The sequence below is a fragment of the Xanthomonas sp. A1809 genome (assembly GCF_017746015.1).
Classification (GTDB): Bacteria; Pseudomonadota; Gammaproteobacteria; order Xanthomonadales; family Xanthomonadaceae; genus Xanthomonas; species Xanthomonas euvesicatoria.
Genome location: NZ_JAGHWZ010000002.1, coordinates 93803 through 119917, shown reverse-complemented (window position 1 = coordinate 119917; position 26115 = coordinate 93803). Strand labels below are relative to the sequence as shown.

The 26115-nt window shown below is 64.5% G+C and carries 11 protein-coding genes and 1 pseudogene; all 12 read left to right on the top strand.

Going from position 1 to position 26115, the window contains the following annotated elements:
- Positions 1–62: 62 nt before the first annotated feature.
- The 12 genes and pseudogenes from J7396_RS00980 to J7396_RS00925 all read left to right on the top strand — a co-directional run bounded on the left by J7396_RS00980 (position 63) and on the right by J7396_RS00925 (position 25612).
- Positions 63–2336, top strand: a complete 2274-nt coding sequence (locus J7396_RS00980; RefSeq protein WP_127168030.1) for a methyl-accepting chemotaxis protein — start codon at positions 63–65, stop codon at positions 2334–2336.
- 322 nt (positions 2337–2658) lie between these two features.
- Positions 2659–3192: a hypothetical protein gene (locus J7396_RS00975; RefSeq protein WP_008577780.1), complete on the top strand. Its 534-nt coding sequence runs from the start codon at positions 2659–2661 to the stop codon at positions 3190–3192.
- Positions 3193–3731: 539 nt separating this feature from the next.
- The gene (locus J7396_RS00970; RefSeq protein ID WP_136733196.1) at positions 3732–5909 is read left to right on the top strand and encodes a methyl-accepting chemotaxis protein; all 2178 of its coding nucleotides are present in this window, start codon (positions 3732–3734) and stop codon (positions 5907–5909) included.
- A 66-nt stretch (positions 5910–5975) separates the two neighbouring features.
- Complete coding sequence (locus J7396_RS00965; protein ID WP_209260825.1) at positions 5976–8765, top strand: methyl-accepting chemotaxis protein; 2790 nt, start codon at positions 5976–5978, stop codon at positions 8763–8765.
- 300 nt (positions 8766–9065) lie between these two features.
- The gene (locus tag J7396_RS00960) at positions 9066–9827 is read left to right on the top strand and encodes a transporter (protein WP_008577050.1); all 762 of its coding nucleotides are present in this window, start codon (positions 9066–9068) and stop codon (positions 9825–9827) included.
- 13 nt (positions 9828–9840) lie between these two features.
- Positions 9841–12213 carry a methyl-accepting chemotaxis protein gene (locus J7396_RS00955; RefSeq protein WP_209260824.1) on the top strand — a complete coding sequence of 791 codons (2373 nt, stop codon included), beginning with the start codon at positions 9841–9843 and terminating at the stop codon, positions 12211–12213.
- Positions 12214–12434: 221 nt separating this feature from the next.
- Positions 12435–14693, top strand: coding sequence for a methyl-accepting chemotaxis protein (locus tag J7396_RS00950; RefSeq protein WP_209260823.1), 2259 nt, complete (start codon positions 12435–12437; stop codon positions 14691–14693).
- 499 nt (positions 14694–15192) lie between these two features.
- Positions 15193–17451 carry a methyl-accepting chemotaxis protein gene (locus J7396_RS00945; protein WP_209260822.1) on the top strand — a complete coding sequence of 753 codons (2259 nt, stop codon included), beginning with the start codon at positions 15193–15195 and terminating at the stop codon, positions 17449–17451.
- 575 nt (positions 17452–18026) lie between these two features.
- Positions 18027–20138 carry a methyl-accepting chemotaxis protein gene (locus J7396_RS00940; protein ID WP_057680771.1) on the top strand — a complete coding sequence of 704 codons (2112 nt, stop codon included), beginning with the start codon at positions 18027–18029 and terminating at the stop codon, positions 20136–20138.
- Between the two features lie 156 nt (positions 20139–20294).
- Positions 20295–20587: pseudogene (locus tag J7396_RS00935) on the top strand (hypothetical protein).
- Between the two features lie 193 nt (positions 20588–20780).
- Positions 20781–23030 carry a methyl-accepting chemotaxis protein gene (locus J7396_RS00930; RefSeq protein ID WP_209260821.1) on the top strand — a complete coding sequence of 750 codons (2250 nt, stop codon included), beginning with the start codon at positions 20781–20783 and terminating at the stop codon, positions 23028–23030.
- Positions 23031–23137: 107 nt separating this feature from the next.
- Entirely contained in the window at positions 23138–25612 is a 2475-nt protein-coding gene (locus J7396_RS00925; RefSeq protein WP_209260820.1) for a methyl-accepting chemotaxis protein, read from the top strand.
- Positions 25613–26115: the final 503 nt, after the last annotated feature.

The window sequence follows — 26115 nt, the reverse complement described above, 5'->3', positions numbered from 1 at the left end:
GAATTCCGGGTGGCGAACGCTACCGGTGTATCTCTTTTCCACCCTCCCCAGAGAGAAACACCATGAAATTCCTGCATTCCATGACCGTCGGGCGACGCCTGGCGGTGGCATTCGCGTTGCTGATCGCGTTGCTTGCCGGCTCCACCGCCCTGGCGCTGTCCCAGTTCAAGACCGTCCAACATCAGGTCGCGATCATCGTCGAGGTCAATAACCGCAAGGCAGCGCTGCTCAGTCAGATGCGCGAGAGCAACATGCTCGGCGAGCGCTACATCCGCGACTTCATGCTGGCGACCCCGCAGCAGCGGCCCGCTGTCGATGCGCAGCTCAAGGCCAATCGCGAACATTACGCGCAGTTGTGGACCGCGTTGAAACAGCTGCCGACCAACAGCGACGGCCTACGTGCTCGGCAGGCCATCGAAGACAGCCTCACCGCTGCCCGCGCCACCAACAACCGGCTGCTGGGCCTGGTACGCGAAGGCGACCTGGAGGGCGCAAAGCAGCTGCTCAGTGGGCAGGCGCAGCCGTTGCTGGAGCGCCGCTCCAAGGCGATTGCTGCCGCGGTGGAATTGCAGAATCAGCAGAATGCCGCCGGCGCGGCCACCATCCTGGGCAGCGTGGCGCTGGCAAACCGTGCCTTGATCGCCTTCGGCCTGCTCGCGGCCGGCCTGGCCGCCGCGTTGGCGTGGCTGATCTCGGCCAGCCTGGTGCGGCCGCTGAAGCAGGCCACGCAGGTCGCCGATGCGATCGCCCACGGCGATCTGGATCACCCGATCGGCCCGCAGCCAGGCGATGAGCCCGGCCAGTTGTTGACCAGCATGCGCGGCATGCAGGAGCAGCTCAAGGCCGTTGCCGCCGCGCAGCAGGAGATGGCCCGCCAGCACGACAGCGGCAAGATCAGCTTCCGCATGGACCAGGATGCGTTTCCCGGGCAATACGGCAGCATGGTGCGCGATACCAATGCTCTGGTAGATGCGCATATCGCGGTCAAGCTCAAGCTCGCGCAGATCATGTCGCGCTACGCCATCGGCGACCTGAGCCAGGACATGGACCGCCTGCCGGGCGAAGAAGCCGTGTTGAGCGAGACCATGGACACCGTCAAATCCAACCTGACGGCGATGAACAGCGAGATCAAACTGCTGGCCCAGGCTGCGGCCGATGGCGACTTCAGCGTACGCGGCGATACGGCGCGTTTCCAGCACGATTTCCTGGCAATGGTGGAAAGCCTCAACCGGCTGATGGCCACCGCCGACGGTAATTTGGGCGCGCTGTCGAAGGTGCTGCAGGCCATTGCTGCAGGTGATCTCACCCAGCGCATGCAGGGCGAGTTCAACGGCGTGTTCGCGCAGATGCGCGACGATGCCAACGCCACCACCGAACAGCTCTCCAGCATTGTCGGGCGCATCCAGCACGCCACGGTGTCGATCAATACCGCGGCCAGCGAGATCGCCGCCGGCAACAACGATCTGTCGCAGCGCACCGAACAGCAGGCCGCCAACCTGGAAGAAACCGCGGCCTCGATGGAGGAGCTCACCTCCACCGTCAGGCAGAACGCCGAAGGGGCACGCCAGGCCAACCAGCTTGCGATCGGCGCGGCGGCTGTGGCGTCGCAAGGCGGCGACGTGGTCGGCAAGGTGGTGTCCACCATGGCCGACATCGAAGTCTCGTCGAAGAAGATCGCCGATATCATCTCCGTCATCGACGGCATTGCCTTCCAGACCAACATCCTGGCGTTGAACGCCGCAGTGGAAGCGGCACGCGCGGGCGACCAGGGCCGCGGATTCGCGGTGGTGGCCAGCGAAGTGCGCACGCTCGCCCAGCGCTCTGCCGGCGCAGCCAAGGAAATCAAGCACCTCATCGACGACTCGGTGAGCAAGGTCGCCGAAGGCTCCGTCCTGGTGGACCAGGCCGGTAAGACCATGGCTGACATCGTCGCCAGCGTGCAGCGCGTCACCGACATCATGGGCGAGATTTCTGCCGCCTCGCAGGAACAGTCGGCCGGGATCGAGCAGGTCAACCTCACCGTGACGCAGATGGACGAAACCACCCAGCAGAACGCGGCGCTGGTGGAAGAAGCCACGGCCGCGGCACGTGCAATGGAAGAGCAAGCCGGTCAGTTGTCCGATGCGGTATCGATCTTCAAGGTGCAGCAGGTCGCCGGTGTGGTGCCCGCGGCCAAGCGCCCTGCACCGCTGCGCCTGGCCGCTGCCACGTCGGCCAGCGTTGCCAAACGCGTGACCGGCTCGGCTGTTACAAAACCCAGCGCCGCCCCCGCCCCAGCGCAACGCCGGCTGGCTGCCGCGGCCGGCAACAGCGAGTCGAACTGGCAGGAGTTCTAAGCCCACTGCAGATACACGGCCGCCGGATCAGACGGCAGGTGGTCCCCAGGCCCCGGCAGCAATGTCGGGGCTTTTTTTTGGCGGGAAAAACCCTGCCGAGGCAGTGTCGCGTGTCGTTGTCGACAGCTTGCGGTGGGCGCATGAGGCTGTGCGCGTGCCTTCATCCGGCGCTGCGCACCGGCTTTCCCCGCAGGAGAAGGAAGTCATTGCGACGACCATGCAAGCGTGCCGCTGGTCGAAAATCGGTCAAGCGCAGGCTCGTGCGGCCGATACAACAAGCACTGAGGGCCGCATTGCCCGCGCTAGATCGAAGGACGTCCGCATGCACACCGCCAACTCCAACCGCTCTGCCCGCACCGTGCTGGGCTGTGTGTTCACCGTCGCGCTGCTGGCTGCGGGCGTCTCGTTGCCGCCCTCCTTCGCCGCCCCGGCAGCGCCGGTCTCGGTGCTTCTGGACAATGTGCCGGTTACCGCATTGCAGGCGCTGGCGGTGGATCTGGCGCAGTTGCGCGACGATCAACGTGCACAGCTTGCCGCCAGGCACGATGCGGCGCGTATCGAAGCCTACGACGAGCGTCTGGGCAATCTGCACCAGCGGATCGCACGGCATGCCGGCTACTTCCAGGCCACCGCGCCGCAGGGCGAACAGGCACGCAAATTCGCGCTGGTGCAGCAGCAGCTGGGCAAGTATCTGGCACAGCACCGTCAGGCCAATCGCGCCCTGCACGAAGGCGACCTGCAATACGCACAAGCCTTGTCGCTGGGCCATAGCGGCGATACCCGCCACGTCTTGTGGACCGAACTGCAGAGCCTGCAGCAATCGGTCGCCAGCGTGAACGTTGCGCAGCGCAACTGAGCCGCTGCAGGCAAACCTTGCCACGCAGCGCCCGGGCAACATCACGCGTAGCACGCGCCAGTTCACGCTGAACCATCACGCCTTGTGCGGCCGAGTTCATCGGCGCGGCGACTGCACAATCTCCCGGCCCGCCCGCCGGTGCCGTTCACACCGTGCGCGCTGCCCGGTGCTGCATGCGCAGCGCCTGCGCCAGGATGCTGAGCGCCGTCACCGCATTGCCTGATGAATTCGCCGGGCAGCTGTGAGCCGTTCAATGGTCGCCGAAAGTGCAAACCGCCACCGTGCCCACGCCGTCGGCGATCGCGTGACAGCATGTCTTTCAGGCACTGTCTGGTTCGCTGTCATGCCCAGCGCGCTGCCACTGCGCCGAGCACGCAACGCGCCGGGCCAGCGCATTAACGCACTGAGCAAAGCCACGCCATTCGCAGGTCGACTCCGCCACGAATCGGCCGCCACCTGAGTTGTGTCCGGCTCAACATTTTCGGAATCAGGTCGCTATTCGACTTACACCGGTCACATTCCTTTGCTGGATATCTGCCATGACGCTGAAGACCACGGTTGCAAAAACACTGGCCAATGTACCGCTCAAGCGCAAGTTCTTCGCCCAGACTGCCCTGGTTGCGCTGGGCATCATTGCGTTGGCGGTGATCGCCGCACGCATGCAGTATGTCGATCTGACCGATACGCGCCGCGATGGGCTCAAGAGCCAGATCGAGATGGCGACTGCGGTGGTCAATGGCTATGCCGAACGCGCCGAAAAGGGCGAGATCGACGTGGAGACCGCAAAGAAGAGTGCGCTGCATACCCTGTCGACCATGCGTGCACGTGGCGGTGTGGATTACATCTACGTCACCGACCAGACGCCGACGATGCTGATGCACCCCACCCGCCCGGACCTGGTCGGCAAGCCGTTGAGCGACGTGCTCAGCCCGGACGGCAAGCGCGTGTTTCCAGCATTCGTCACCGCAGCGCAGGCCGGCGGCGGCTATGTCGACTACACCTGGGCCAAGCCAGGGCAGAAGGATCCGGTGCAGAAAACCTCGTACGCGGCGCTGTACAAGCCGTGGGGCTGGGTGATCGGCACCGGCGTGTACCTGGACGACACCCAATCGCAGGCGCTGGTTTTCACCGGCATCGTTGCGCTCGCCGGTGGCGCCCTGGTGCTGATCAACCTGCTGGTGGGCTGGCTGATCGGCAATTCCATCCTGGAGCCGGTGTCGCGTGCCCTGGCGGCCATCAAGGGCGTGGCGCGCGGCGACCTGAGCGTGCGTACTGCCGAACACGGCACCGATGAAATCGGCCAGATGCTCAAGGCCACCGACGAGATGGTCCACACCTTGGAGCGCTTCTCCGCGCAGACCAAGGTGATGGTGCACATGCATGCCGGCGACGATGTCACCCACCGCATGCCGACCAATTTCCCGGGCGTCTACGGCGAACTGGCCACCGGCATCAACACGATGATCTTCGAGCACCTGGATGCCATCGTCGATGCGATCGGCATCCTCAACGAGTATGCGCAAGGCGACCTGTCGCGCAATGCCGCGCGCCTGCCCGGCACGCGTGCGGTGCTGCACGAAGCGATGGACGCGGCCAAGGCCAGCCTGCTGGCGATCAACACCGAGATCAAGCGACTGGCGCAAGCTGCAGCCAACGGCGACTTCAGTCAACGCGGCGATGCCACGCGCTTCAAGCACGACTCGGCGCGCATGATCAACGACCTCAACGCGATGATGGAGGTCAGCGACCGCAACCTGGGCAAGCTGTCCGAGCTGCTGGCATCCCTGGCCGAAGGCGACCTCACTGCGCGCCTGGATGGCCAGTACCATGGCGTGTTCGCGCGCATGCGCGACGACGCCAACACCACGGCCACCCAACTGGCCGGCATCGTCGGGCGCATCCAGCAGGCCGCCAGTTCCATCACCGGCTCGGCCAGCGAAATCGCCGCAGGCAACAACGATCTGTCCCAGCGCACCGAACAGCAGGCCGCCAATCTGGAAGAAACCGCCGCCTCGATGGAGGAGCTCACCTCCACCGTCAAGCAGAATGCCGAAAGCGCACGCCAGGCCAACCAGTTGGCGATCGGCGCCGCCAGCGTGGCCTCGCAGGGCGGCCAGGTGGTGAGCCAGGTGGTGGACACCATGTCCGGTATCCAGACCTCGTCCAAGAAGATCGCCGAGATCATCAGCGTCATCGACGGCATCGCCTTCCAGACCAATATCCTGGCGCTGAATGCCGCGGTGGAAGCCGCACGTGCCGGCGAACAAGGCCGCGGATTTGCGGTGGTCGCCTCGGAAGTACGCACGCTGGCCCAGCGCTCGGCCAACGCGGCCAAAGAGATCAAGCACCTCATCGACGATTCGGTGGGCAAGGTTTCCGAGGGCTCGCTGCTGGTGGATCAGGCCGGCAAGACCATGGCCGAGATCGTCTCTTCGGTGCAGCGCGTCACCGACATCATGAGCGAAATTTCTGCCGCCTCGCAGGAACAGTCGGCCGGGATCGAACAGGTCAACCTCACCGTCACCCAGATGGACGAAAGCACGCAGCAGAACGCGGCGCTGGTGGAAGAAGCCACCGCAGCGGCCAATGCCATGCAGCAGCAGGCGCAGCAGCTGGATGAGGCGGTGTCTAGCTTCCGGATCGTCGCGGCCACCTCCAAGACGTTCGGCCATGTCGGCACACGCGCGCCTGCGCGGGCTGCGCTGGCCGCCTACTGACCGCACATGCCCCGCTCCGGCGGGGTTGTTTTCTCCCTTTTCCTTTTTCCTTCCGCGGCTACGCCCATGACCTCGCCTTCCACCCACTCACGTTTCAGCGGACGCCTGGCGTACCGCCTGATGTTCGGTACGGCAGTCATTGCGTCGCTGTGCTTCGGTTTGACCGCAGCCATCACCTATTGGCAAAGCAGTCGCGCATTGAGCGCCTCTGCGCAGGCCACGATGCAAAATTCCGCGCGCTACCAGGCCGAGCAGATCGGCAGCGAGCTTGGCCAGGCGTTGACGACCGGCCAATCGCTGGCCACCACCTTGCTGGTGCAACGCGCCAATGGCGGCATCAGCCGCGACAGCGCCGCGGCAGTGGTGCACGACCAATTGCTGGACCACCCCGAGTGGGTCGGCATGGGCACCTTGTGGGAGCCGCAGGCCTTCGATGGCAAGGACAGCGCATTTGCCAATGCCAAGGGCCACGACGCCACCGGCCGCTTCATGACCTACTGGGGACGCAGTGAGCAGACACTGGTCCGCGAGCCGCTCACCGATTACGAAACCCCCGGCCTGGGCGACTGGAATCTGAAACCGCGTGCACTGCTGCGGCAGACCGTGGCCGAACCCTACGATTACAAGATCGGCGGCAAGACCGTGCTGATGACCACCTTGTCCACGCCGATCCTGCAGGACGGCAAGTATCTGGGCGCGGTCACCGTGGACGTGGCACTGGCGGCATTGCAGCAGCGCCTTGGCGCCTTGCGCCCGATGCAGGACGGTTATGTCGAACTGCTCTCGCCTGCCGGCGTGGTGCTGGCATCGCACGACACCACGCGCATCGGCAAGCAGGTCACCGACGCACGCCACCGCACCATGCTGGAGGCGATCAAGGCCGGCAAGGACGCGTTGGATTTCACCCCCGATGCAGACGGCGCAGTCAGCGCCTACGTTCCGCTACAGATCGGCAAGGCGCAGGAGCGCTTCGCGCTGGGCGTGGTGGTGCCGTATGCCACGATCATGCAGCAGGCGCATCACCTGCTGTGGACCATCCTTGCCGTCGGCCTTGGCTCGGCGCTGGTGCTCAGCGTGGCGCTGTTTGCGCTGCTGCGTCGCCAGGTGGTGCAGCCGCTGGAGGCCGCTGCGCACGTGGCCGATGCGATCGCCTCGGGCAAGCTCGACAACCAGATCGCCGTGCAGCGCCAGGACGAAGTGGGCCGCCTGATGGGCGCCATGCAACGCATGCAGAGCGACCTGCGCGAGCGCATCGAGCGCGATGCGCAGGTGGCCAACGAAAACCTGCGCATCCGCACCGCGCTGGAACATTCGGAAATGGAAGTGTTGCTGGCCGACGAACAGCACAACGCGGTGTTCATCACCCAGGCGCTGCACACCTCCTTCAAGCAGGGCGAGCCCGCCTTCCATGCCAAGGGCCAGACCGGCTTCAGTGCCGATGCGGTGGTCGGCAAGCCGATGGACTACGTGTTCGGCAACGATGGCGAAGGCACCGCGCGGACGCAGCGTCTGCGGCAGCTGCAGTCCACCACCACCGAGCGCTACCGCTTCGGGCCGGTGACGCTGGATCTGACCATGACCCCGCTGTATGCCCCCGATGGCCGTCGTAGCGGCAGCATGCTGCTGTGGCGCAATATCAGTGCCGAAGTCAGCACCCAACAGGAAGTGGCCGAGCTGGTGCAGTCCGCCTTGATGGGCGATTTCGGCCAGCGCCTGGCGCTGGACGACAAGCATGGGTTCTATCTGGAATTCGGCCGGCAGCTCAATGGCCTGCTGGAAACCACTTCGCTGAGCCTGGAGCGGATTTCCAGCCTGCTCAGTGCGCTGGCCGAAGGCGACCTCACCGTGCGCATGGACGGCGACTTCCAGGGCGTGTTCGCCTGCATGCGCGACGATGCCAACGCCACGGTGGCGCAGCTCACCGGCATTGTTTCCGGCATTCAGACCTCGGCCACGCAGATCAGCGCAGCCGCCAGCGAAATTGCTGCCGGCAACAACGATCTTTCCCAGCGCACCGAACAACAGGCCGCCAATTTGGAAGAAACCGCCGCCTCGATGGAGGAACTCACCTCCACCGTCAAACAGAATGCCGAGCATGCGCGTCAGGCCAACCAGCTGGCCATCGGCGCAGCCGACGTGGCATCGCATGGCGGTTCGGTGGTGGCGCAGGTCGTCACCACCATGTCGGGCATCGAGACCTCGTCCAAGAAGATCGCCGAGATCATCAGCGTCATCGACGGGATCGCATTCCAGACCAATATCCTGGCCTTGAATGCGGCGGTGGAAGCGGCGCGCGCCGGCGAACAGGGCCGCGGATTTGCCGTGGTCGCCTCCGAGGTGCGCACGCTGGCGCAACGTTCGGCCGGTGCTGCCAAGGAGATCAAGCACCTGATCGACGATTCGGTGAGCAAGGTGGAACAAGGCTCGTCGCTGGTGCATCAGGCCGGCACCACCATGAGCGAGATCGTCGCCAGCGTGCAGCGCGTCACCGACATCATGGGCGAAATCTCCGCCGCCTCGCAGGAGCAGTCGTCGGGCATCGAGCAGGTCAACCTCACCGTGACGCAGATGGATGAAGCCACGCAGCAGAATGCCGCGCTGGTGGAAGAAGCCACTGCCGCAGCGCGTGCGATGGAAGAACAGGCCGGCCAGCTGACCGAGGCGGTGGCGGTCTTCAAGCTCAATCATGCGGTCAAGCCCGTGCTGGCTGCGTCCACTGTCAAACCAGCGGTGCGCGCGGTGGTCACCACCAAGCCGGCAGCCGCCCGCGGCAAGCGCGTGGCGACACTGCTGCCTCACTCCGTGGGCAAGTCCTCCGGCACTGCCGGTCACGACAGCCAGTGGCAGGATTTCTAACCGCCCTGCGCGCAGTGGATTGCAAGCGAACACAAGCGTAATCGCACGCACGCAGCGTTACTTGCATTCCACAGCTGCATCCCGCACGGCGCGTCATCGGCGCGCCGTGCATGCCCTGCCCCTTCCGATCGTCCGACGCGCATCAAGAATCATGCAGCGTTGCCGTTAGTGTGGATGACATCGACTGCCTGCGCCACACCGCAGCAGCCGGTCCAGCAGTGCATGCGTGCTGTCGCGACCAACGCAGCCAGCGCATGCATCCGGATAGTTGTTTCCGCAGGTCGCCACGCAAGGGATGCCATGAAGCCGTCTGTTATCGCCAGCTGTTTTGTGCTGTTGGGTGTGATGGGTCATGCCCGCGCTGAAGACCCGATCGCGACCGACCGCCCCGATTTCGTGGAATCCAGCCTCACTGTCGGCGACCGCCGCGTGCAGGTGGAAACCAGCGTCGCGTGGGAACGCGATGATGCGGTGGATGCGTATTCCACACCCACCCTACTGCGCTACGGCCTGGGCCAGACCTGGGAACTGCGGCTGGAAACCGATGGCTGGCAGCGCATCGACCTGCCCGGCGATGCGCAGGTCAGCGGCATGTCCGACGTCTCGCTCGGCATCAAGCACCACCTGGCCAGCTCCGACGATGGCAAGACCTCGCTGGCCTGGTTGCTGCATGTGGATCTGCCCAGCGGCGCGCAGGCGTTGCGCGGCCATGGTGCGCGCCCCTCGTTCCGGCTGGTGGCCGAATGGGAGCTCAGCGACAGCATTTCCGCCGGCATGATGCCCGGAGTGATCTGGGACGACGATGGCCAGGGCAATCGATATACCGCCGGCATCTTCGGTGCCGTTCTCGGCAAGGCCTGGAACGACCGCGTGCGCTCGTTCGTCGAAGTGGCGTTGCCGCAGATCGCCAACAGCGACGATGGCGGCACCGTGGCCCTGCTCGATGTCGGCTCGGCCTGGCTGCTGAGCAACGACGTCCAACTGGACGCTGTCTACAGCCGCGGACTCAACGACCGCTCACCGGATCACGCGCTTGGCGTGGGCCTGTCTTTCCGCTTCTGACACGGGTTGCACCATGAAGATCATGCACATGCTGGGCGTCCTGGTGCTGGTGGCCGCATTGGCGCTGCTCGCCTTGGGCGGCGTGGGCTATAACGGCCAACGCGGCCTGCTCGATGCGATTGCCGCACAGGTCATCTCCTCCGATGCGCTGCGCAACCATATGCAGGCGGACATGATGCACGACGCCCTACGCGGCGATGTCACCGCCGCGTTGCTTGCTGCCTCCACGAAAGACGATAAAGCCGTGTCGGCCGCGCGCAGCGCATTGGGCGAACACGCCGGCGAATTCCGCGAGTCGCTGGCAGCCAACCGCAAACTGGCGCTGGCCCCCGCATTGCGCGCCGATCTGGACGCGGTGACGCCGGCGTTGCAGGCCTATCTCGCATCCGCCGACCAGGTGGTGAAGGCTGCCGAAACGCAGGCGGACAGCGCAGCGGCCTACGCGGATTTCAACGATAAATTCGGCCAGCTTGAAACCCGCATGGGCGCCATCAGCGAGCGCATCCTGGCCTTGAACGAGGCCAGCCGCCGCCAGGCCGAGCAATACAGCCACCGCGTGATGTGGCAGCAGGGTAGCGCCGTGGTGCTGGCATTGGTGTGCCTGGCGCTGGCGGCCGGCTGGATTCTGCGCTCGGTGTTCGGCCTGCTTGGCGGCGAGCCGCAACTGGCCATGGCTGCCGCGCAACACATCGCCGAAGGCCGCCTGGACCAACCGATCCCGGTCGCCGCAAAGCACTCGCGCAGCCTGATGGCCGCATTGGCGCGCATGCAGCGCGACCTGCGCGAGCGTCTGGAGCGCGAGCGCAGCATCGCAGCCGAAAACCTGCGCATCCGCACCGCACTGGATAACGCTTCCACTGGCATGTACATCGCCGACCCGGACCTCACCATCATCTACACCAATGGTGCGCTGCAAAACCTGCTGCACACCTACGCAGACGATATCCAGGCCTGCGCGCCTGCGTTCAATCGCACCGCCAACCTGGTCGGCCAACCGGTCTCGCTGCTGGAAGTGGGCAACGCACAGGACGCGGAGATCTATCAGCGTCTGGACCGCCAGGGCGCTGCCCAGCGCGAGGTGCAGTACCGCAGCACCTGCATCGCACAGAACGTTTCGGCAATTCGCGACGAGGCCGGCGCGCATCTGGGCTTTGTCTGCGAGTGGCGCGACCGCACGGCCGAGGCGCGCGTGGAAATCGACGTTGCCGACGTGGTGCGCAGCGCCGCTGCCGGCGATCTATCCAAGCGCATCGACAGTACCGGGAAACAAGGCTTTTTCCTGCAACTGGCGCAACAGCTCAATGCCTTGCTCGATGCCAACGCGGTCAGCATCGCCGAAGTGTCGCGCCTGCTGAGCGCGCTGGCCGACGGCGACCTGAGTGCGCGCATGCAGGGCCAGTTCCATGGCGTTTTCGCCACGATGCGCGACGACGCCAATACCACCGCCGAGCAACTGGCGCTGGTGATCGGGCGTATCCAGCAGGCCGCCGGCAGCATTCATACCGCCTCCAGCGAAATTGCTGCCGGCAACAACGACCTGTCGCAGCGCACCGAACAACAAGCGGCCAATCTGGAAGAGACTGCCGCCTCGATGGAAGAGCTCACCTCCACCGTCAAACAGAATGCGGAAAGCGCACGCCAGGCCAACCAGTTGGCGATCGGTGCGGCTGGTGTGGCTTCGCAGGGCGGCGCGGTGGTGGCGCAGGTGGTCACCACCATGTCCGGCATCGAAGTCTCATCGAAAAAGATTGCCGAGATCATCAGCGTGATCGACGGCATCGCGTTCCAGACCAACATCCTGGCGCTCAACGCCGCCGTGGAAGCGGCGCGCGCCGGCGAGCAGGGCCGCGGTTTCGCAGTGGTCGCCTCCGAGGTGCGCACGCTGGCGCAGCGGTCGGCCGGTGCCGCGAAAGAGATCAAACATCTGATCGACGATTCGGTGAGCAAGGTCGCCGAGGGCTCGCAGCTGGTCCATCAGGCCGGCACCACCATGGCCGATATCGTCGCCAGCGTGCAGCGCGTCACCGACATCATGGGCGAGATCGCTGCCGCGTCGCAGGAACAGTCGTCGGGTATCGAGCAGGTCAATCTCACCATCACCCAGATGGATGAGGCGACCCAGCAGAACGCCGCATTGGTGGAAGAAGCCACTGCCGCTGCGCGCACCATGGAGGACCAGGCCAGCCAGCTGGCGCACGCAGTGTCGCGCTTTACCCTGGCCGATGCGCCGCAGGCGAAGGCTGCAATGTCTGTGGCCACAACGCCCGCCGTGGTCGCCGTTGCCCGGACAAGCAAGCCCAGCACGCGTGCCCCTAGCGCTCGCAAGCCGGCAGTGAGCGCGTCCACCGCCACCGCCGGCAACGACAGCCAGTGGCAGGACTTCTGAGCAAGACCGGTGCGCAACGGCGGCCCGGATCTGGCGCCGTGACGCAGAGCGCTATTTAGCGGCCCTGCGACTCGGCCACATCGCCGCGACAACTGTATTGCGGCGTTTTCGCGTAATCGGCAGGCGCTTGCCTGCCCGTTAATACTTCACAACTAAAGAAGTTGGGGTTTCAGCCGTTAGCTTGCTGGATAACGCCGCTAGGCAATGTTTCGGAGCAAGTGATGAATAAGTTCAACGACTGGCCAATCCGCCGCAAACTCATGTTTGCCTTCTGTCTGAGTGCCGTGCTCACCGCATTACTGGGCGGTTTGGGCTTTTCGCGCATGAAGCAGATGCAGAGCGAAACCACCTTGATCAACCAGGACGTGGTGCCGGTGTTGAGCCGCCTGTCCGAGTTGCGCGGTTTTGCCGGCGAATTCCGCGTCTACGAAGTGGGCCAGTTCCTCAATCTGGAAGACCCGGAGCGCTACGCGTATTTCTTCAAGCGCATGGATGAAATCCAGGCCAAGTACGCCGACACCCAGAAGCAGCTGGACGCCAAGATCGATGCGGCCTCGCCGTTGAAGGCCGAGTACGCCAGGCTCACCGATGCCAGCGCCCGCTATTTCGCCGCCAACCAGCAGCTGCGCAAGCTCTATGCAGAGCCCGACCGCGCCGCTGCGATGGAGTTCTCGCGCAAGCAATCGGGCGAGATCCGCAAGGAACTGTTCGCCTCGGTGGACAAGCTGTATGCACAACAATCCAAGGCGCTGGGCGACATGGTGACTGCCAGCGCCAGCTCGTTCAAGCTGACCAGCGCGGTGCTGCTGATCGGCACCTTGCTGATGGCCGCCCTGTCGGTGACCTTCGGTTGGTTGATCGCGCGCAGCATCACCAGCCCGCTTGCCAAGGCGCTGGGCGCCATCCAGGCGGTCTCGCGCGGCGATCTGGGCGTGCAGGTCGGCAAGACCAGCAAGGACGAGATCGGCCAGATGCTGGAAGCCACCGGTGGCATGACCCAGATGCTGCGCCGTTTCTCCGACGAAACCGCGCGCATGTCGCACCTGCATGCTGCCGAAGACATCACCCACCGCATGCCGGAAGATTTCCCCGGCGTGTACGGCAACCTTGCCACCGGCATCAACACGATGATCTTCGAGCATCTCGACGCCATCATCGATGCGGTGCGCATCCTCAATCAATATGCCCAGGGCGACCTGAGCGAAGATGCGCGTCGCCTGCCGGCCAGCCGCGCGGTGCTGCATGAAGCGATGGATGCGGCCAAGGCCAGCTTGTTGTCGATCAACACCGAGATCAAGCACCTGGCGCAGGCGGCCGCCTCCGGCGATTTCAGTGCGCGTGGCGATGCGCAGCGCTTCAAGTACGACTTCGCCGTGATGGTGTCGGATCTGAACTCGATGATGGAAGTCAGCGACCGCAACCTGGGCAAGCTGTCGCAGCTGCTCGGCGCCGTGGCCGAGGGCGACCTGACCGCGCGCATGGACGGGCAATTCCACGGCGTGTTCGCACGGCTGCGCGACGACGCCAACGCGACCACCCAGCGCCTGACCGACATCGTGGGCCGCATCAAGCACTCCACCCTGGCGATCAACACGGCCGCCGGCGAGATTGCCGCCGGCAACAACGACCTGTCGCAACGTACCGAACAGCAGGCGGCCAACCTGGAAGAAACCGCCGCTTCGATGGAAGAGCTCACCTCCACCGTCAAGCAGAACGCCGAGCACGCGCGTCAGGCCAACCAGCTGGCCATCGGCGCGGCAGGCGTGGCATCGCACGGCGGCAACGTGGTCGGCCAGGTGGTCACCACCATGTCCGGCATCGAAACCTCGTCCAAGAAGATTGCCGAAATCATCAGCGTCATCGACGGCATCGCGTTCCAGACCAACATCCTGGCCTTGAATGCCGCGGTGGAAGCGGCGCGTGCCGGCGAGCAGGGCCGTGGCTTTGCCGTGGTGGCCTCGGAAGTACGCACGCTGGCGCAGCGTTCGGCCGGTGCAGCGAAGGAGATCAAGGGCCTGATCGAAGACTCGGTGAGCAAGGTGGCCGAAGGCTCGGCACTGGTGAATCAGGCCGGCAGCACCATGGCCGAGATCGTCTCCTCGGTGCAGCGCGTGACCGATATCATGAGCGAAATCTCTGCCGCCTCGCAGGAGCAGTCGGCCGGCATCGAGCAGGTCAACCAGACCGTCACCCACATGGACGAGGCCACCCAGCAAAACGCCGCGTTGGTGGAAGAAGCCACCGCCGCTGCACGCTCGATGGAAGAGCAGGCACAGCAACTCACCGAAGCGGTGGCGCTGTTCCGCCTCTCGGCCGAACTGGAAGCGGTCACCCGCGCAACGCCGGTGGTACGCCAGATCGCCGCCAAGCGCCCGGTGGCGGCCAGCAGGCCTGCCACCAAGCCGCACGCCGCGCGCCCGACAGGCCGCGCCGCAGTGGCAATGGCACCGTCCAACGAATCCGATTGGTCCGAGTTCTAAGCGCGCGAGACGGCTGCGCTCACCGCCAGGTGGGCGCGACCGGTGCCGGGTCTGGCAAGTACCACGTAGGTATGCGGATCCTGAAGTCTATCTCCGAGCGCAGGACTATTCGCCATGTTGTACGGCCATTCAATCAACCGCATGGCCTTGGAAAGGTAACTGTTATCGAAGCCGCGCCCTCAAAAAGCGCGGCTTTCATTTTGGCGCACACTCGAAAACAGACTCTTCAGTACGATTCAATATAATTTTAGATAAATTTTATATTTGAATTAAATTTATACTGTAGAGCCCGCATTGCCGACCATAATCCACAGGAAAACTCCGACAGAATAAAAATTTATTTCACAAGCCTAACTTGAGTTATATTTTTTTTGATATCGAGGTATTCAGTAGATGCTCTCAAGCGCCGTTATTGGGCATAGCGAGACGTCAGACTGCACTCGACTGGCGTTTCCGCATCGCTCGCTTTTATCGCGCAACGCTTGCCAGGAACCCTGTCATGACCTCACTTCTTCAACGTTACAACGTCGGCCCACGTCTAGCGGCCGCCTTCGCTGTGCTGATTGTGCTGTCGGGCCTGATCGCCTTGATCGGTTATCGCGGATTGACGTCAGCACGTGCTTTGGTCGACGGCATCGTGAACCAGAACATGGAGAAGATTCGCCTGTCCAACGACATGATGAACGCCAATTTCATTATCGGCACGCAGCTGCGCAATCTGGTATTGCCTACCAGCGATGAAGAGAATCGCCAGTTCGTCGCCAAGATCCAGTCTGCGCGTGCCGACTACAACAAAGCGCGCGAAGCGTTGTATGCCATGCCGGCCTCGGAGCAAGGCAAGATCCTGCGTGCAGAGATCGATGCGCGCCGCGCCGAAGTCAAGGGTTTGAATGACAAGGTCATGGATCTGGTGATGACCGGTCACAGCGACGAAGCACTTCCCTTTCTGCTGAACAAGGCGGCGCCCGCCATGCAGGTCTGGCAGGACAAAATTGCCGAAAACATTGCCCTGCAGGAAAAGCAGGCAGCCGATGCATCGGCTGTCGCATTCAAGTCCATGGACGACTCGCGCAAGCTGCTGATCGGCGGCTCGCTGCTGGTCGTGCTGCTGAGCGGCGCGCTGGGCGTGCTGATCACCCGTAGCCTGACCCAGCCGCTGAGCCGCGCGACCCGCGCCGCCGAATCCATCGCCGGCGGCCAGCTGGACAACGACGTCGACACCCAGTTCAACGACGAGGCCGGGCGCCTGCTCAAGGCGATGAGCAAGATGCAACAGCAGTTGCGCAATCTGCTCAGCGCGCAGACCGACATGGCCCGTCGCCATGATGAAGGCCAGATCAGCTTCCGCATCGATGCCGAGGCGTTCCCAGGCGAATACGGACGCATGGCCAGCGATACCAACAATCTGGTCGCATCGCATATCGCGGTGAAGTTGAAGCTTGCGCAGATCATGGGCCGCTACGCGATCGGCGATCTCAGCGAGGACATGGACAAGCTGCCCGGCGAAAAGGCCGTGCTCACCGACACCATGGCGCAGGTCAAATCCAACCTGTCGGCGATGAACCATGAAATCAAGCACCTGGCGACATCGGCGGCCAATGGCGACTTCAGTGCCCGCGGCGATGCAGAGCGGTTCCAGTACGACTTCCGCGTGATGGTGGACAGCCTCAACACCTTGATGGCTACCGCCGACGGCAACCTGCAATCGCTCTCTGGCTTGTTGCAGTCGATCGCTGCCGGCGACCTCACCGCCCGCATGAGCGGTGAATTCCACGGCGTGTTCGCGCAGATGCGCGACGATGCCAATGCCACCGCCACGCAGCTGGCCGAGATCGTCAGCGGCATCAAGGCCTCGGCCACGTCGATCAGGGGTGCGGCAAGCGAAATCGCCGCCGGCAATCAGGACCTGTCGCAGCGCACCGAGCAGCAGGCTGCCAACCTGGAAGAAACCGCTGCCTCGATGGAAGAGCTCACCTCCACCGTCAAGCAGAACGCCGAAAGCGCACGCCAGGCCAACCAGCTCGCCATCGGCGCGGCCAGCGTGGCCTCGCAGGGCGGCGAGATCGTCAGCAAGGTAGTCGGCACCATGAGCGGGATCGAAGCCTCGTCCAAGAAGATCGCCGACATCATTTCCGTCATCGACGGCATCGCGTTCCAGACCAATATCCTGGCCTTGAACGCGGCAGTGGAAGCCGCACGCGCCGGCGAACAGGGCCGTGGCTTTGCGGTAGTCGCTTCGGAAGTGCGCACTCTGGCGCAGCGCTCTTCGGGCGCGGCGAAGGAGATCAAGGACCTGATCGACGACTCCGTGCAGCGGGTGGCCGAAGGCTCGGTACTGGTACACAGCGCCGGCACCACCATGGGCGAGATCGTGGCCAGCGTGCAGCGCGTCACCGACATCATGGGCGAGATTTCCGCGGCCTCGCAGGAGCAGTCTGCCGGGATCGAGCAGGTCAACCAGACCGTGACAAGCATGGACGAAACCACCCAGCAGAACGCTGCGCTGGTGGAAGAAGCCACCGCTGCAGCACGCGCAATGGAAGAACAAGCCCAGCAACTGACCGAAGCGGTGGCACTGTTCCGTCTGTCGGCGGACATGGAAACGGTGACCCGCACCGCGCCGGCGGTGCGCCAGATTGCCGCCAAGCGTCCGGTTGCGGTGAGCAAGCCTGCAATCAAGCCGCCTGTCGCGCGCCCGACGGCACGCGCCGCTGTCGCGTCGGTCGCAAACGACGCGTCCAATTGGGCCGAGTTCTAATACCGGCCCCGGGGCTGCACCTGGACACCGCGCTCGCCGGCGAGCGCGGTGTTTTTTTATGGGCAGTGCTTCTGGCGCCAGGCGCATTGCCGGGCATCACATGCGTCGCGGCAGCACGGCCGCATGGGGCTTGCGCACACACAAAAAACCTCCGGTGGCGCCTGCACTGACGCCCCGCCCCGGCTTTGCATGCGCTTGATCAGACCGGGGTGCCATCGCCAACAGCCCGCATCGGCAGAGCCCGCTTTTTCGAACATAAATGCCATCGAAATTGCGTGACGAATGCGTGACGAAACTCTTCAGTCGAGAGTGGTTGCGCCGCTAGCTATGTCAGCAACGAGGCACGCCTGCGAGCGCGAAAACGCCTCACTGCACTGCGCCACCACACGGCCGATCACGGGGGCCGAACGGATGGCTCCCACTACTCAGATTGTTACCAGCTCAAGGCACATTCGATGAAACAGCTAAGTCTTTCGACACAACTGGCACTGGGTTTCGGCACAGTTGTTCTTGTGCTCTTGATCGTCGCAACGGTAGGCCTACGTGGGCAGTCCCAGCTGTCGGACGCGGTGGCCATGAACGACCACACCTATCAGGTCATCGGCACCGGCCGCGCCATGTCCATTGCCACGGTCAACATCGAGACGGGCGCGCGCGGCTTTTTGCTGTCCGGGCAGGAAACGCATCTCACGCCGTACAACAACGGCAAGGTGCAGTTCGAACAGGAATTCACCAACGCCAAGACCTTGACCGCCGACAACCCGGTGCAGCAGGAACGCCTGCAGCGCCTGCATGCGGCGTATGAGCAGTTCATGGGCTTTGAGGACAACCTGATCGCGCTGCGTGGCAAAAGCAGCGATACAGAGCTGTCCGCATTGCTGACGCAATTCAAGGCCGGCCATGAACGTGCGGCGATGGGCCAGATCCGTCAGCTGCTGGTCGACTTCGAAGCGCAGGAAAACGAATTGCTGGTCAAGCGCAGCGCAACCTTGAAGGCCGCCAAGGCCAGCAGCCGTTGGTCGATGATCATCGGCAGCGGCGTCGCGGTGCTGGTGGCGCTGGCCAGCGGCTGGCTGATCCGTCGTCGCCTGATCAATCGCCTGGGTGAGGCCTCGCACGTGGCCGATTCGATTGCCGCCGGCAACGTGTCCATCAGCGTGGACAGCAGCGGCACCGACGAGACTGGTCGCCTGCTCGCCAGCATGAGCAAGATGCAGCAGCAGTTGCAGAAAGTCTTGCACGGCCAGCAGGAAATGAAGCGCCGGCACGATCAGGGCGAGCTGAACTTCCGCCTGGACGAAGCAGCGTTTCCTGGCGACTACGCCACCATCGTGCGCGGCAACAACGACCTGGCCGCCTCGCATGTGGCCGTGATGATGCGGTTGGCGCAGATCATGGGCCAATACGCTGTCGGCGACCTGCGCGAAGACATGGAAGCCCTGCCCGGTGACAAGGCCGTGCTCAGCGACACCATGGCCAAGGTCAAGGGCAACCTGTCTTCGGTCAATCACGCCATCAAGCACCTTTCTCAATGCGCCGCCAATGGCGACTTCAGCGCCCGCGGCGATGCCGAGAATTTCCAGCACGACTTCCGGGTGATGGTGGAAAGCCTCAACACCTTGATGGCCACTGCCGACGGCAACCTGCAATCGCTCTCTGGCTTGTTGCAGTCGATCGCTGCCGGTGACCTCACCGCCCGCATGAGCGGCGAGTTCCATGGCGTGTTTGCACAGATGCGCGACGATGCCAATGCCACCGCCGTGCAGCTGGCCGAAATCGTCACCGGCATCAAGGCGTCGGCCATCTCGATCAAGGCCGCTGCCAGCGAGATCGCTGCCGGCAACAGCGACCTGTCGCAGCGTACCGAACAGCAGGCTGCCAGCCTGGAAGAAACGGCCGCCTCGATGGAAGAGCTCACCTCCACCGTCAAGCAGAACGCCGAAAGCGCACGCCAGGCCAACCAGCTCGCCATCGGCGCGGCCAGCGTGGCCACCCAGGGCGGTGAGATCGCCGGCCAGGTGGTCGAAACCATGGCCGGCATCGAGGCCTCGTCCAAGAAGATCGCCGATATCATCTCCGTCATCGACGGCATCGCCTTCCAGACCAATATCCTGGCCTTGAACGCGGCGGTGGAAGCGGCACGTGCCGGCGAGCAAGGCCGCGGCTTCGCCGTGGTGGCTTCCGAAGTGCGCACGCTGGCGCAGCGCTCTTCCGGCGCCGCCAAGGAGATCAAGGACCTGATCGCCGACTCGGTCGAACGTGTGGCCGCCGGTTCGGTGCTGGTCAATACCGCTGGCAGGACCATGGGCGAGCTGGTGACCAGCGTGCAGCGGGTCACCGACATCATGGGCGAGATCTCTGCCGCCTCGCAGGAACAGTCGGCCGGCATCGAACAGGTCAACCAGACCGTCACCCAGATGGACGAAACCACCCAACAGAACGCCGCGCTGGTGGAAGAAGCCACTGCCGCCGCGCGCTCGCTGGAAGAACAGGCGGTCGGATTGACCGAGGCCGTGGCGGTCTTCAAGACCGAGCAAGGCACCACCAGCACGGTCCGCACGGCATCCGTCGCCAAGGCGGCGCCGGCCGTGCGCGCCAAGCTGACCTCGATCGGCGGCAGCGCTGCCGCCAAGCCGCGCGCGGTTGCTGCATCGACGACCGTCGACACCAGCTGGCAGGAGTTCTGATCAGCACGCACTGGCGTCGGTGGGAGTGCTCACTGATGCCGTGCGCCAGGCAGCCGCTCCACACATCAGTCGTTGCAACACGCAGGGCCCGAGCCAGCATATGCAACCCGCATGCGCTGGCTCGGGCCCTCATTGCATTGATGGGCGCCGCTGGCGATGGGCCAGACTGCTGCGCCCTGGAGGGCGTCGACTGCCAGCGCGAACCGCCAGGGCGACACGCGCCTGCAGCCGGCACGCGTCGGCTGACTTGCCCCTTTCTGATCGGCCCTTCCCCAAAGACCCACTGGAACATCAGCCGCAAGGTGGCATTGGCGCCCCGACCGGCGTGCATGTCGAGCGCCCTTCCCTTCGCGCGCGCTCATCGCTGCTGCACCTCGCCCGGCAGGGCCTTGCATCGGCACGCGTCGCTGCCCGCTTCCGTGAACGATGCCAGCTATAACAAACGCTAAATAGCGAGCTCAAGTATACGACCAGGTCGCCGCTACCTGCCCTGCAATCGGGACGGAGCCGACGCGCGCCAGCAGCGCCAGCGCCAGGCGTCATGCGGCCGACCTAGCTTGCAGCGGGTGCCGACCGTGATCGCGAGGCCGCCGCCGTTGCCTCCAAGCGCCTCCCTCTCCTCCTTCCCGGCAGGTATGTTTCATGATCGGCTTTCTCCAACGCTATAACGTCGGTACCCGCCTTTCCGCAGCGTTCGGCTTTCTGATCCTGTTGTCCTGCGGCCTGGTGGTCGCGGGCCTGACGACCTTGGCGCAAGCGCGCGGGCGCATGGATTCGATCGTCAAGCGCAACATGACGATCCTGGAATATGTCGGCGAGATGCGCAGCGCCAGTGCGGACATTGCCGTCAACCTGCGCAACATCGTGCTGCCGACCACGCAGGAAGAGAACATCGGCTTCGCAAAAATCGTCGAGCAGCAGCGGCAGTACTACAGCGACATCCACGACAAGCTGTACGCCATCCCGCCGTCCGACGCCAATGGTGCGGCAATGCGTCGGCAAATCGATCTTGCCCGCGAAAAGGCGCGTGTCGCCAATCAGCAGGTGCTGGACCTAGGCATGAACGGCAAGCCCGACCAGGCACTCAAGGCGCTGATGCAGCAGGCCGCACCGGCAAACCAGCAGTGGCAGGACGCGCTCAATGCATATGCCGCACGCCAGCGCAGCCGTGGCGCGGCGGCCTATGCCGATGCAAACACCGCGATGGATCGTGGCCGGGCATTGCTGATCGCCGGCGGCCTTGCGGTGATCTTGGTCAGCAGCCTGCTGGCCTGGTGGATCACCCGCAGCCTGACCCAGCCGTTGAGCCGTGCCACCCGTGCCGCCGAGGCCATCGCCGAAGGTCGCCTGGACAGCGACGTGTACACCACCGCCACCGACGAGCCCGGCCGGCTGCTCAGCGCCATGGCCAGGATGCAGACGCAGTTGCAGCGTTTCTCCGGCGAAACCACGCGGATGATCGCGCTGCACGCCGACAAGGACATGACGCACCGCATGCCGCAGGACTTCCCCGGCGTGTACGGAGAGCTGAGCAAGGGCATCAACACGATGATGTTCGAGCACCTGGACGCCATCGTCGATGCCATCGAAGTGCTCAACGAATACGCCCGCGGCGATCTGCGCCGCGATGCGCGGCGCCTGCCGGGCAGCCGCGCGGTGCTGCACGAATCGATGGATGCGGCCAAGGCCAGCCTGCTGGCGATCAATACCGAGATCAAGCGCCTGGCCAGCGCGGCTGCGGCCGGCGACTTCAGCGCACGCGGCGATGCGCAGCGGTTCGAGCACGATTTCCTGCGCATGGTGCAGGACCTCAACGCGATGATGGAGGTCAGCGACACCAGCCTGGTCACCTTGTCGTCGGTGTTGCAGTCGATCGCCGCCGGCGATCTCACCGCCCGCATGCACGGCAACTTCCACGGTGTATTCGCCAAGATGCGCGACGACGCCAACGCCACCACCGAGCAGCTCACGCGCATCGTGGTGCGGATCCAGGGCGCGGCCGGCAACATCAGCGCAGCCACCGGCGAAATCGCCGCCGGCAACCAGGACCTGTCCCAGCGCACCGAACAACAGGCCGCCAACCTGGAAGAAACCGCTGCCTCGATGGAAGAGCTCACCTCCACCGTCAAGCAGAATGCCGAAAGCGCACGCCAGGCCAACCAGCTTGCCATCGGCGCCGCCCGCGTTGCAGCGCAAGGCGGGCAGATCGCCAGCAAGGTTGTCGAGACGATGAGCGGAATCGAGTCTTCGTCCAGGAAGATCGCCGACATCATCAGCGTCATCGATGGCATCTCGTTCCAGACCAACATCCTGGCGCTCAACGCCGCGGTGGAGGCGGCGCGCGCCGGCGAACAAGGCCGCGGCTTTGCCGTGGTGGCCAGCGAAGTGCGTACGCTTGCGCAGCGCTCCACCGCAGCGGCCAAGGAGATCAAGAGCCTGATCGACGATTCGGTGCAGCGCGTGGCCGAAGGCTCGCTGCTGGTGCACAGCGCCGGCACCACCATGGCCGAAATCGTGACCAGCGTGCAGCGCGTCACCGACATCATGGGCGAGATCTCCGCGGCCTCGCAGGAGCAGTCGTCGGGCATCGAGCAGGTCAACCAGACGGTCACCCAGATGGACGAAACCACCCAGCAGAACGCCGCGCTGGTGGAAGAAGCCACTGCCGCCGCACGCGCGCTGGAAGAACAGGCGCTCGGATTGACCGAGGCCGTGGCGGTCTTCAAGACCGACAGCAGTGATGCATCGCAGGCATCGCGTGCAGCCTCACGACGCCCGGCAGCAGCGCCCGCGCTTTCGGCCAGGGCGGCGGCAGCCGGCCGCGCCCCTGCCGCCACGCTGCGCGCCGTCGTCGCTGCGCCCAGCAACGACAGCAGCTGGCAGGAGTTCTGAACAGATCGCCAGCACTGACTGAACCGGACGGGTCGGCAGCGCTGCCGACCCGTTAAAGACGTACACGTCGTTAGCCGATAGCCTGCTTACATCCATGAGACGCAACAATGACCACCTCACCCACGCTGTCGCCGCAGACCATTCCCGCTTCGCCACGCCGCTGGACCAGCCGTTGGGACGACCTGGCCATCGCCAGGAAACTCGGCATCATCGGCGTGCTTGCGTTGGTGGGGCTGGTCATTCCGGTGCTGCTCTATAGCGGCAAGCTCAATGAAAGCGTCGCCATCAGTAGCAACGAATTGCGCAGCTACGCGCCGCTTGGCCAAATGCTGGGCCTGATCACCGACCTGCACGCAGCCCATGTGGATAGCGGCAGCGCCGCCAAAGACGCCGCGCAGCGCGCCGAGCGCGATCTCGCCCAGCTGCTCGCCACCACGGCCGGCATGCCCGGCTTCGAACGCAGCCAGAAGCAATTGCTGGCCTTGCAGCAGCGCCATGTTGCCGGTGCCGCCGCAGAAGGCTACGCCGCCGTGAGCGAGCAGGCCTTCGCCGCGCTCGATGCATTGCGCGACGACAGCCAGCTGGTCTACACCCCGTACCTCGAGAGCTACCACCTGGTGGTGTCCACGCTGATCTACAGCCCCGAGACCACCGAATCGCTAACCCGTCTGGACGCCGCCAGCGACCCCTCGCAGGCGGGCGACAGCCGCGCCATGCTGCGCGAGCAGCTCGATCAACTTGACCGAAACCATGTGCGTTTCCGCCATGAGCTGGACAAGGCGATGGGCTTGTTGGAACAGCCCGACCCCGCGCTGGCCGATGCCGCCAAGGCCGAAGCGACCCAGGCAAGCGCCGCACTGGCCGCACTGGGGTCCGCCCTGGACGGCAACGATGCCAAGGCAGACGCACAGTGGAATGCCGCACTCGATGCGCTGGGCCAGACCATGCGCGAACTCAGCAACGTGTCCCTGCAAGCGCTGCAGCGGCAATCCGAACGTCACCTGGTCGACGCACGCAACGCGATGTGGCAAGCGATCGCCGGCCTGTCGGTGCTGGCGCTGCTGATCGCCGCGCTGTGCTGGTACACCTTGTCGCGCCTGACCCGCAATGTGCGCCGTGCCGCGACGGTGGCCGCCAATATCGCGCAGGGTCGGCTGGACGATCAGGTCAGTGCCGCCGGCCGCGACGAAACCGGTCAATTGCTCGACACCATGCGCCAGATGCAAGGGCAACTGCAGCGCGTGCTCAGCGCGCAAAGCGAAATGGCGCAGCGCCACGATGCCGGCCAGATCAGCTACCGCATGCAGGCAGACAGTTTCCCCGGTGCCTACGCCACCATGGTGCACGACACCAACGCGCTGGTGGGCTCGCACATTGCGGTCAAGATGAATCTTGCGCAGATCATGTCGCGCTATGCCATCGGCGACCTGAGCCAGGACATGGAGCGCCTGCCTGGCGAAAAGGCCGTGCTCACCGACACCATGGATACCGTCAAGGCCAACCTGTCGGCGATGAACAGCCAGATCAAGCTGCTTGCGCAGGCCGCAGCCAATGGCGATTTCAGCGTACGCGGCGACGCACAGCGCTTCCAGTACGATTTCCGCGCGATGGTGGACAGCCTCAATCACTTGATGGCCACCGCCGATGCGAATCTGCACGCGCTCTCGACGGTGTTGCAGGCGATTGCGGCGGGCGACCTCACCGCCCGCATGCACGGCGATTTCCATGGCGTGTTCGCGCGCATGCGCGACGACGCCAATACCACCGTGACCCAGCTGGCCAATATCGTCGGGCGCATCCAGCAGTCCACCAATGCCATCAACGATGCCGCCAGCGAAATTGCCACCGGCAATCAGGACCTGTCGCAGCGCACCGAACAGCAAGCGGCCAATCTGGAGGAAACCGCTGCCTCGATGGAAGAACTCACCTCCACCGTGCGCAACAACGCCGAGCATGCGCGCCGCGCGAACCAGCTGGTGGTCGGTGCGGCCACGGTCGCCTCGCAAGGCGGTGCGGTGGTGGGTGAGGTGGTGGGCACCATGGCCGGCATCCAGACTGCATCCAAGAAGATCGCCGACATCATCAGCGTCATCGACGGCATCGCCTTCCAGACCAATATCCTTGCCTTGAACGCGGCGGTGGAAGCGGCACGCGCCGGCGAACAAGGCCGTGGCTTTGCCGTGGTGGCCAGTGAAGTGCGCACGCTGGCGCAACGCTCGGCCGGCGCGGCAAAAGAGATCAAGCACCTGATCGAGGACTCGGTCAGCCGGGTCGAACACGGCAGCCAGCTGGTGGGCCAGGCCGGTCGCACCATGCAGGACATCGTCGATTCGGTGCAGAACGTCACCACCATCATGCATGAGATCAGCGAGGCCTCGCAGCAGCAGTCGCAAGGCATCGAACAGGTTGGCCAGACCGTCGCGCAGATGGACCAGGCCACCCAGCAGAACGCCGCGCTGGTGGAAGAAGCCACCGCCGCCGCCCGGTCGATGGAAGAACAGGCGCAGCAATTGCGCGATGCGGTCTCGGTGTTCCAGTTGCAGGCCGGGTCTGCGCATCGCCGCCTGGGCCACGCTGCCTGAGGCAACGCCTGGCGGTCGATCGGCCCCTGGGACGCTGCGCGCACGCCTGCGTCCCACCTTTCACTGCCCGCTGCCTGCATCGGTCAGGCACCGGCGCAACGGCCGCACATCATCAACGCGCACGCGCTTCGCCCAGTGCGATCGGCAGAGCGCTATTGCCAGCGCGCATGCGTCGAGCGGCCCTGCGCGAGCGCAGATCCAAGCCACACATGCCAAACCGCCCTGGATCCAGACGCCTGATGGGCTGTCAGGCCTGTGAGCAGGAAGTGAAGGCGCGATCTTTCAGAGCCCCAGGAATGCCCCGTTTGACAGGCATTTCCAGGCGGTTGTGCACACCAGGCTCACCTCGGTGACGCCAACCCATACGCGTCCGGGCTAGCGAGTTCAGCAGCACCGACAGGGCGCCGTTACCAACCTCAAGCACGTGTACCTGCCCTGCAATCGCTGGCGTTGCGACCTTTTGATGTCGCAACGATCGATGGATCGGTTCGACGCATGCCCGC

Bases quoted from the DNA above. Each gene is read 5' to 3' on its own strand.
- J7396_RS00980 (WP_127168030.1), top strand. From the start codon at position 63: ATGAAATTCCTGCATTCCATGACCGTCGGGCGACGCCTGGCGGTGGCA.
- J7396_RS00975 (WP_008577780.1), top strand. From the start codon at position 2,659: ATGCACACCGCCAACTCCAACCGCTCTGCCCGCACCGTGCTGGGCTGT.
- J7396_RS00970 (WP_136733196.1), top strand. From the start codon at position 3,732: ATGACGCTGAAGACCACGGTTGCAAAAACACTGGCCAATGTACCGCTC.
- J7396_RS00965 (WP_209260825.1), top strand. From the start codon at position 5,976: ATGACCTCGCCTTCCACCCACTCACGTTTCAGCGGACGCCTGGCGTAC.
- J7396_RS00960 (WP_008577050.1), top strand. From the start codon at position 9,066: ATGAAGCCGTCTGTTATCGCCAGCTGTTTTGTGCTGTTGGGTGTGATG.
- J7396_RS00955 (WP_209260824.1), top strand. From the start codon at position 9,841: ATGAAGATCATGCACATGCTGGGCGTCCTGGTGCTGGTGGCCGCATTG.
- J7396_RS00950 (WP_209260823.1), top strand. From the start codon at position 12,435: ATGAATAAGTTCAACGACTGGCCAATCCGCCGCAAACTCATGTTTGCC.
- J7396_RS00945 (WP_209260822.1), top strand. From the start codon at position 15,193: ATGACCTCACTTCTTCAACGTTACAACGTCGGCCCACGTCTAGCGGCC.
- J7396_RS00940 (WP_057680771.1), top strand. From the start codon at position 18,027: ATGAACGACCACACCTATCAGGTCATCGGCACCGGCCGCGCCATGTCC.
- J7396_RS00930 (WP_209260821.1), top strand. From the start codon at position 20,781: ATGATCGGCTTTCTCCAACGCTATAACGTCGGTACCCGCCTTTCCGCA.
- J7396_RS00925 (WP_209260820.1), top strand. From the start codon at position 23,138: ATGACCACCTCACCCACGCTGTCGCCGCAGACCATTCCCGCTTCGCCA.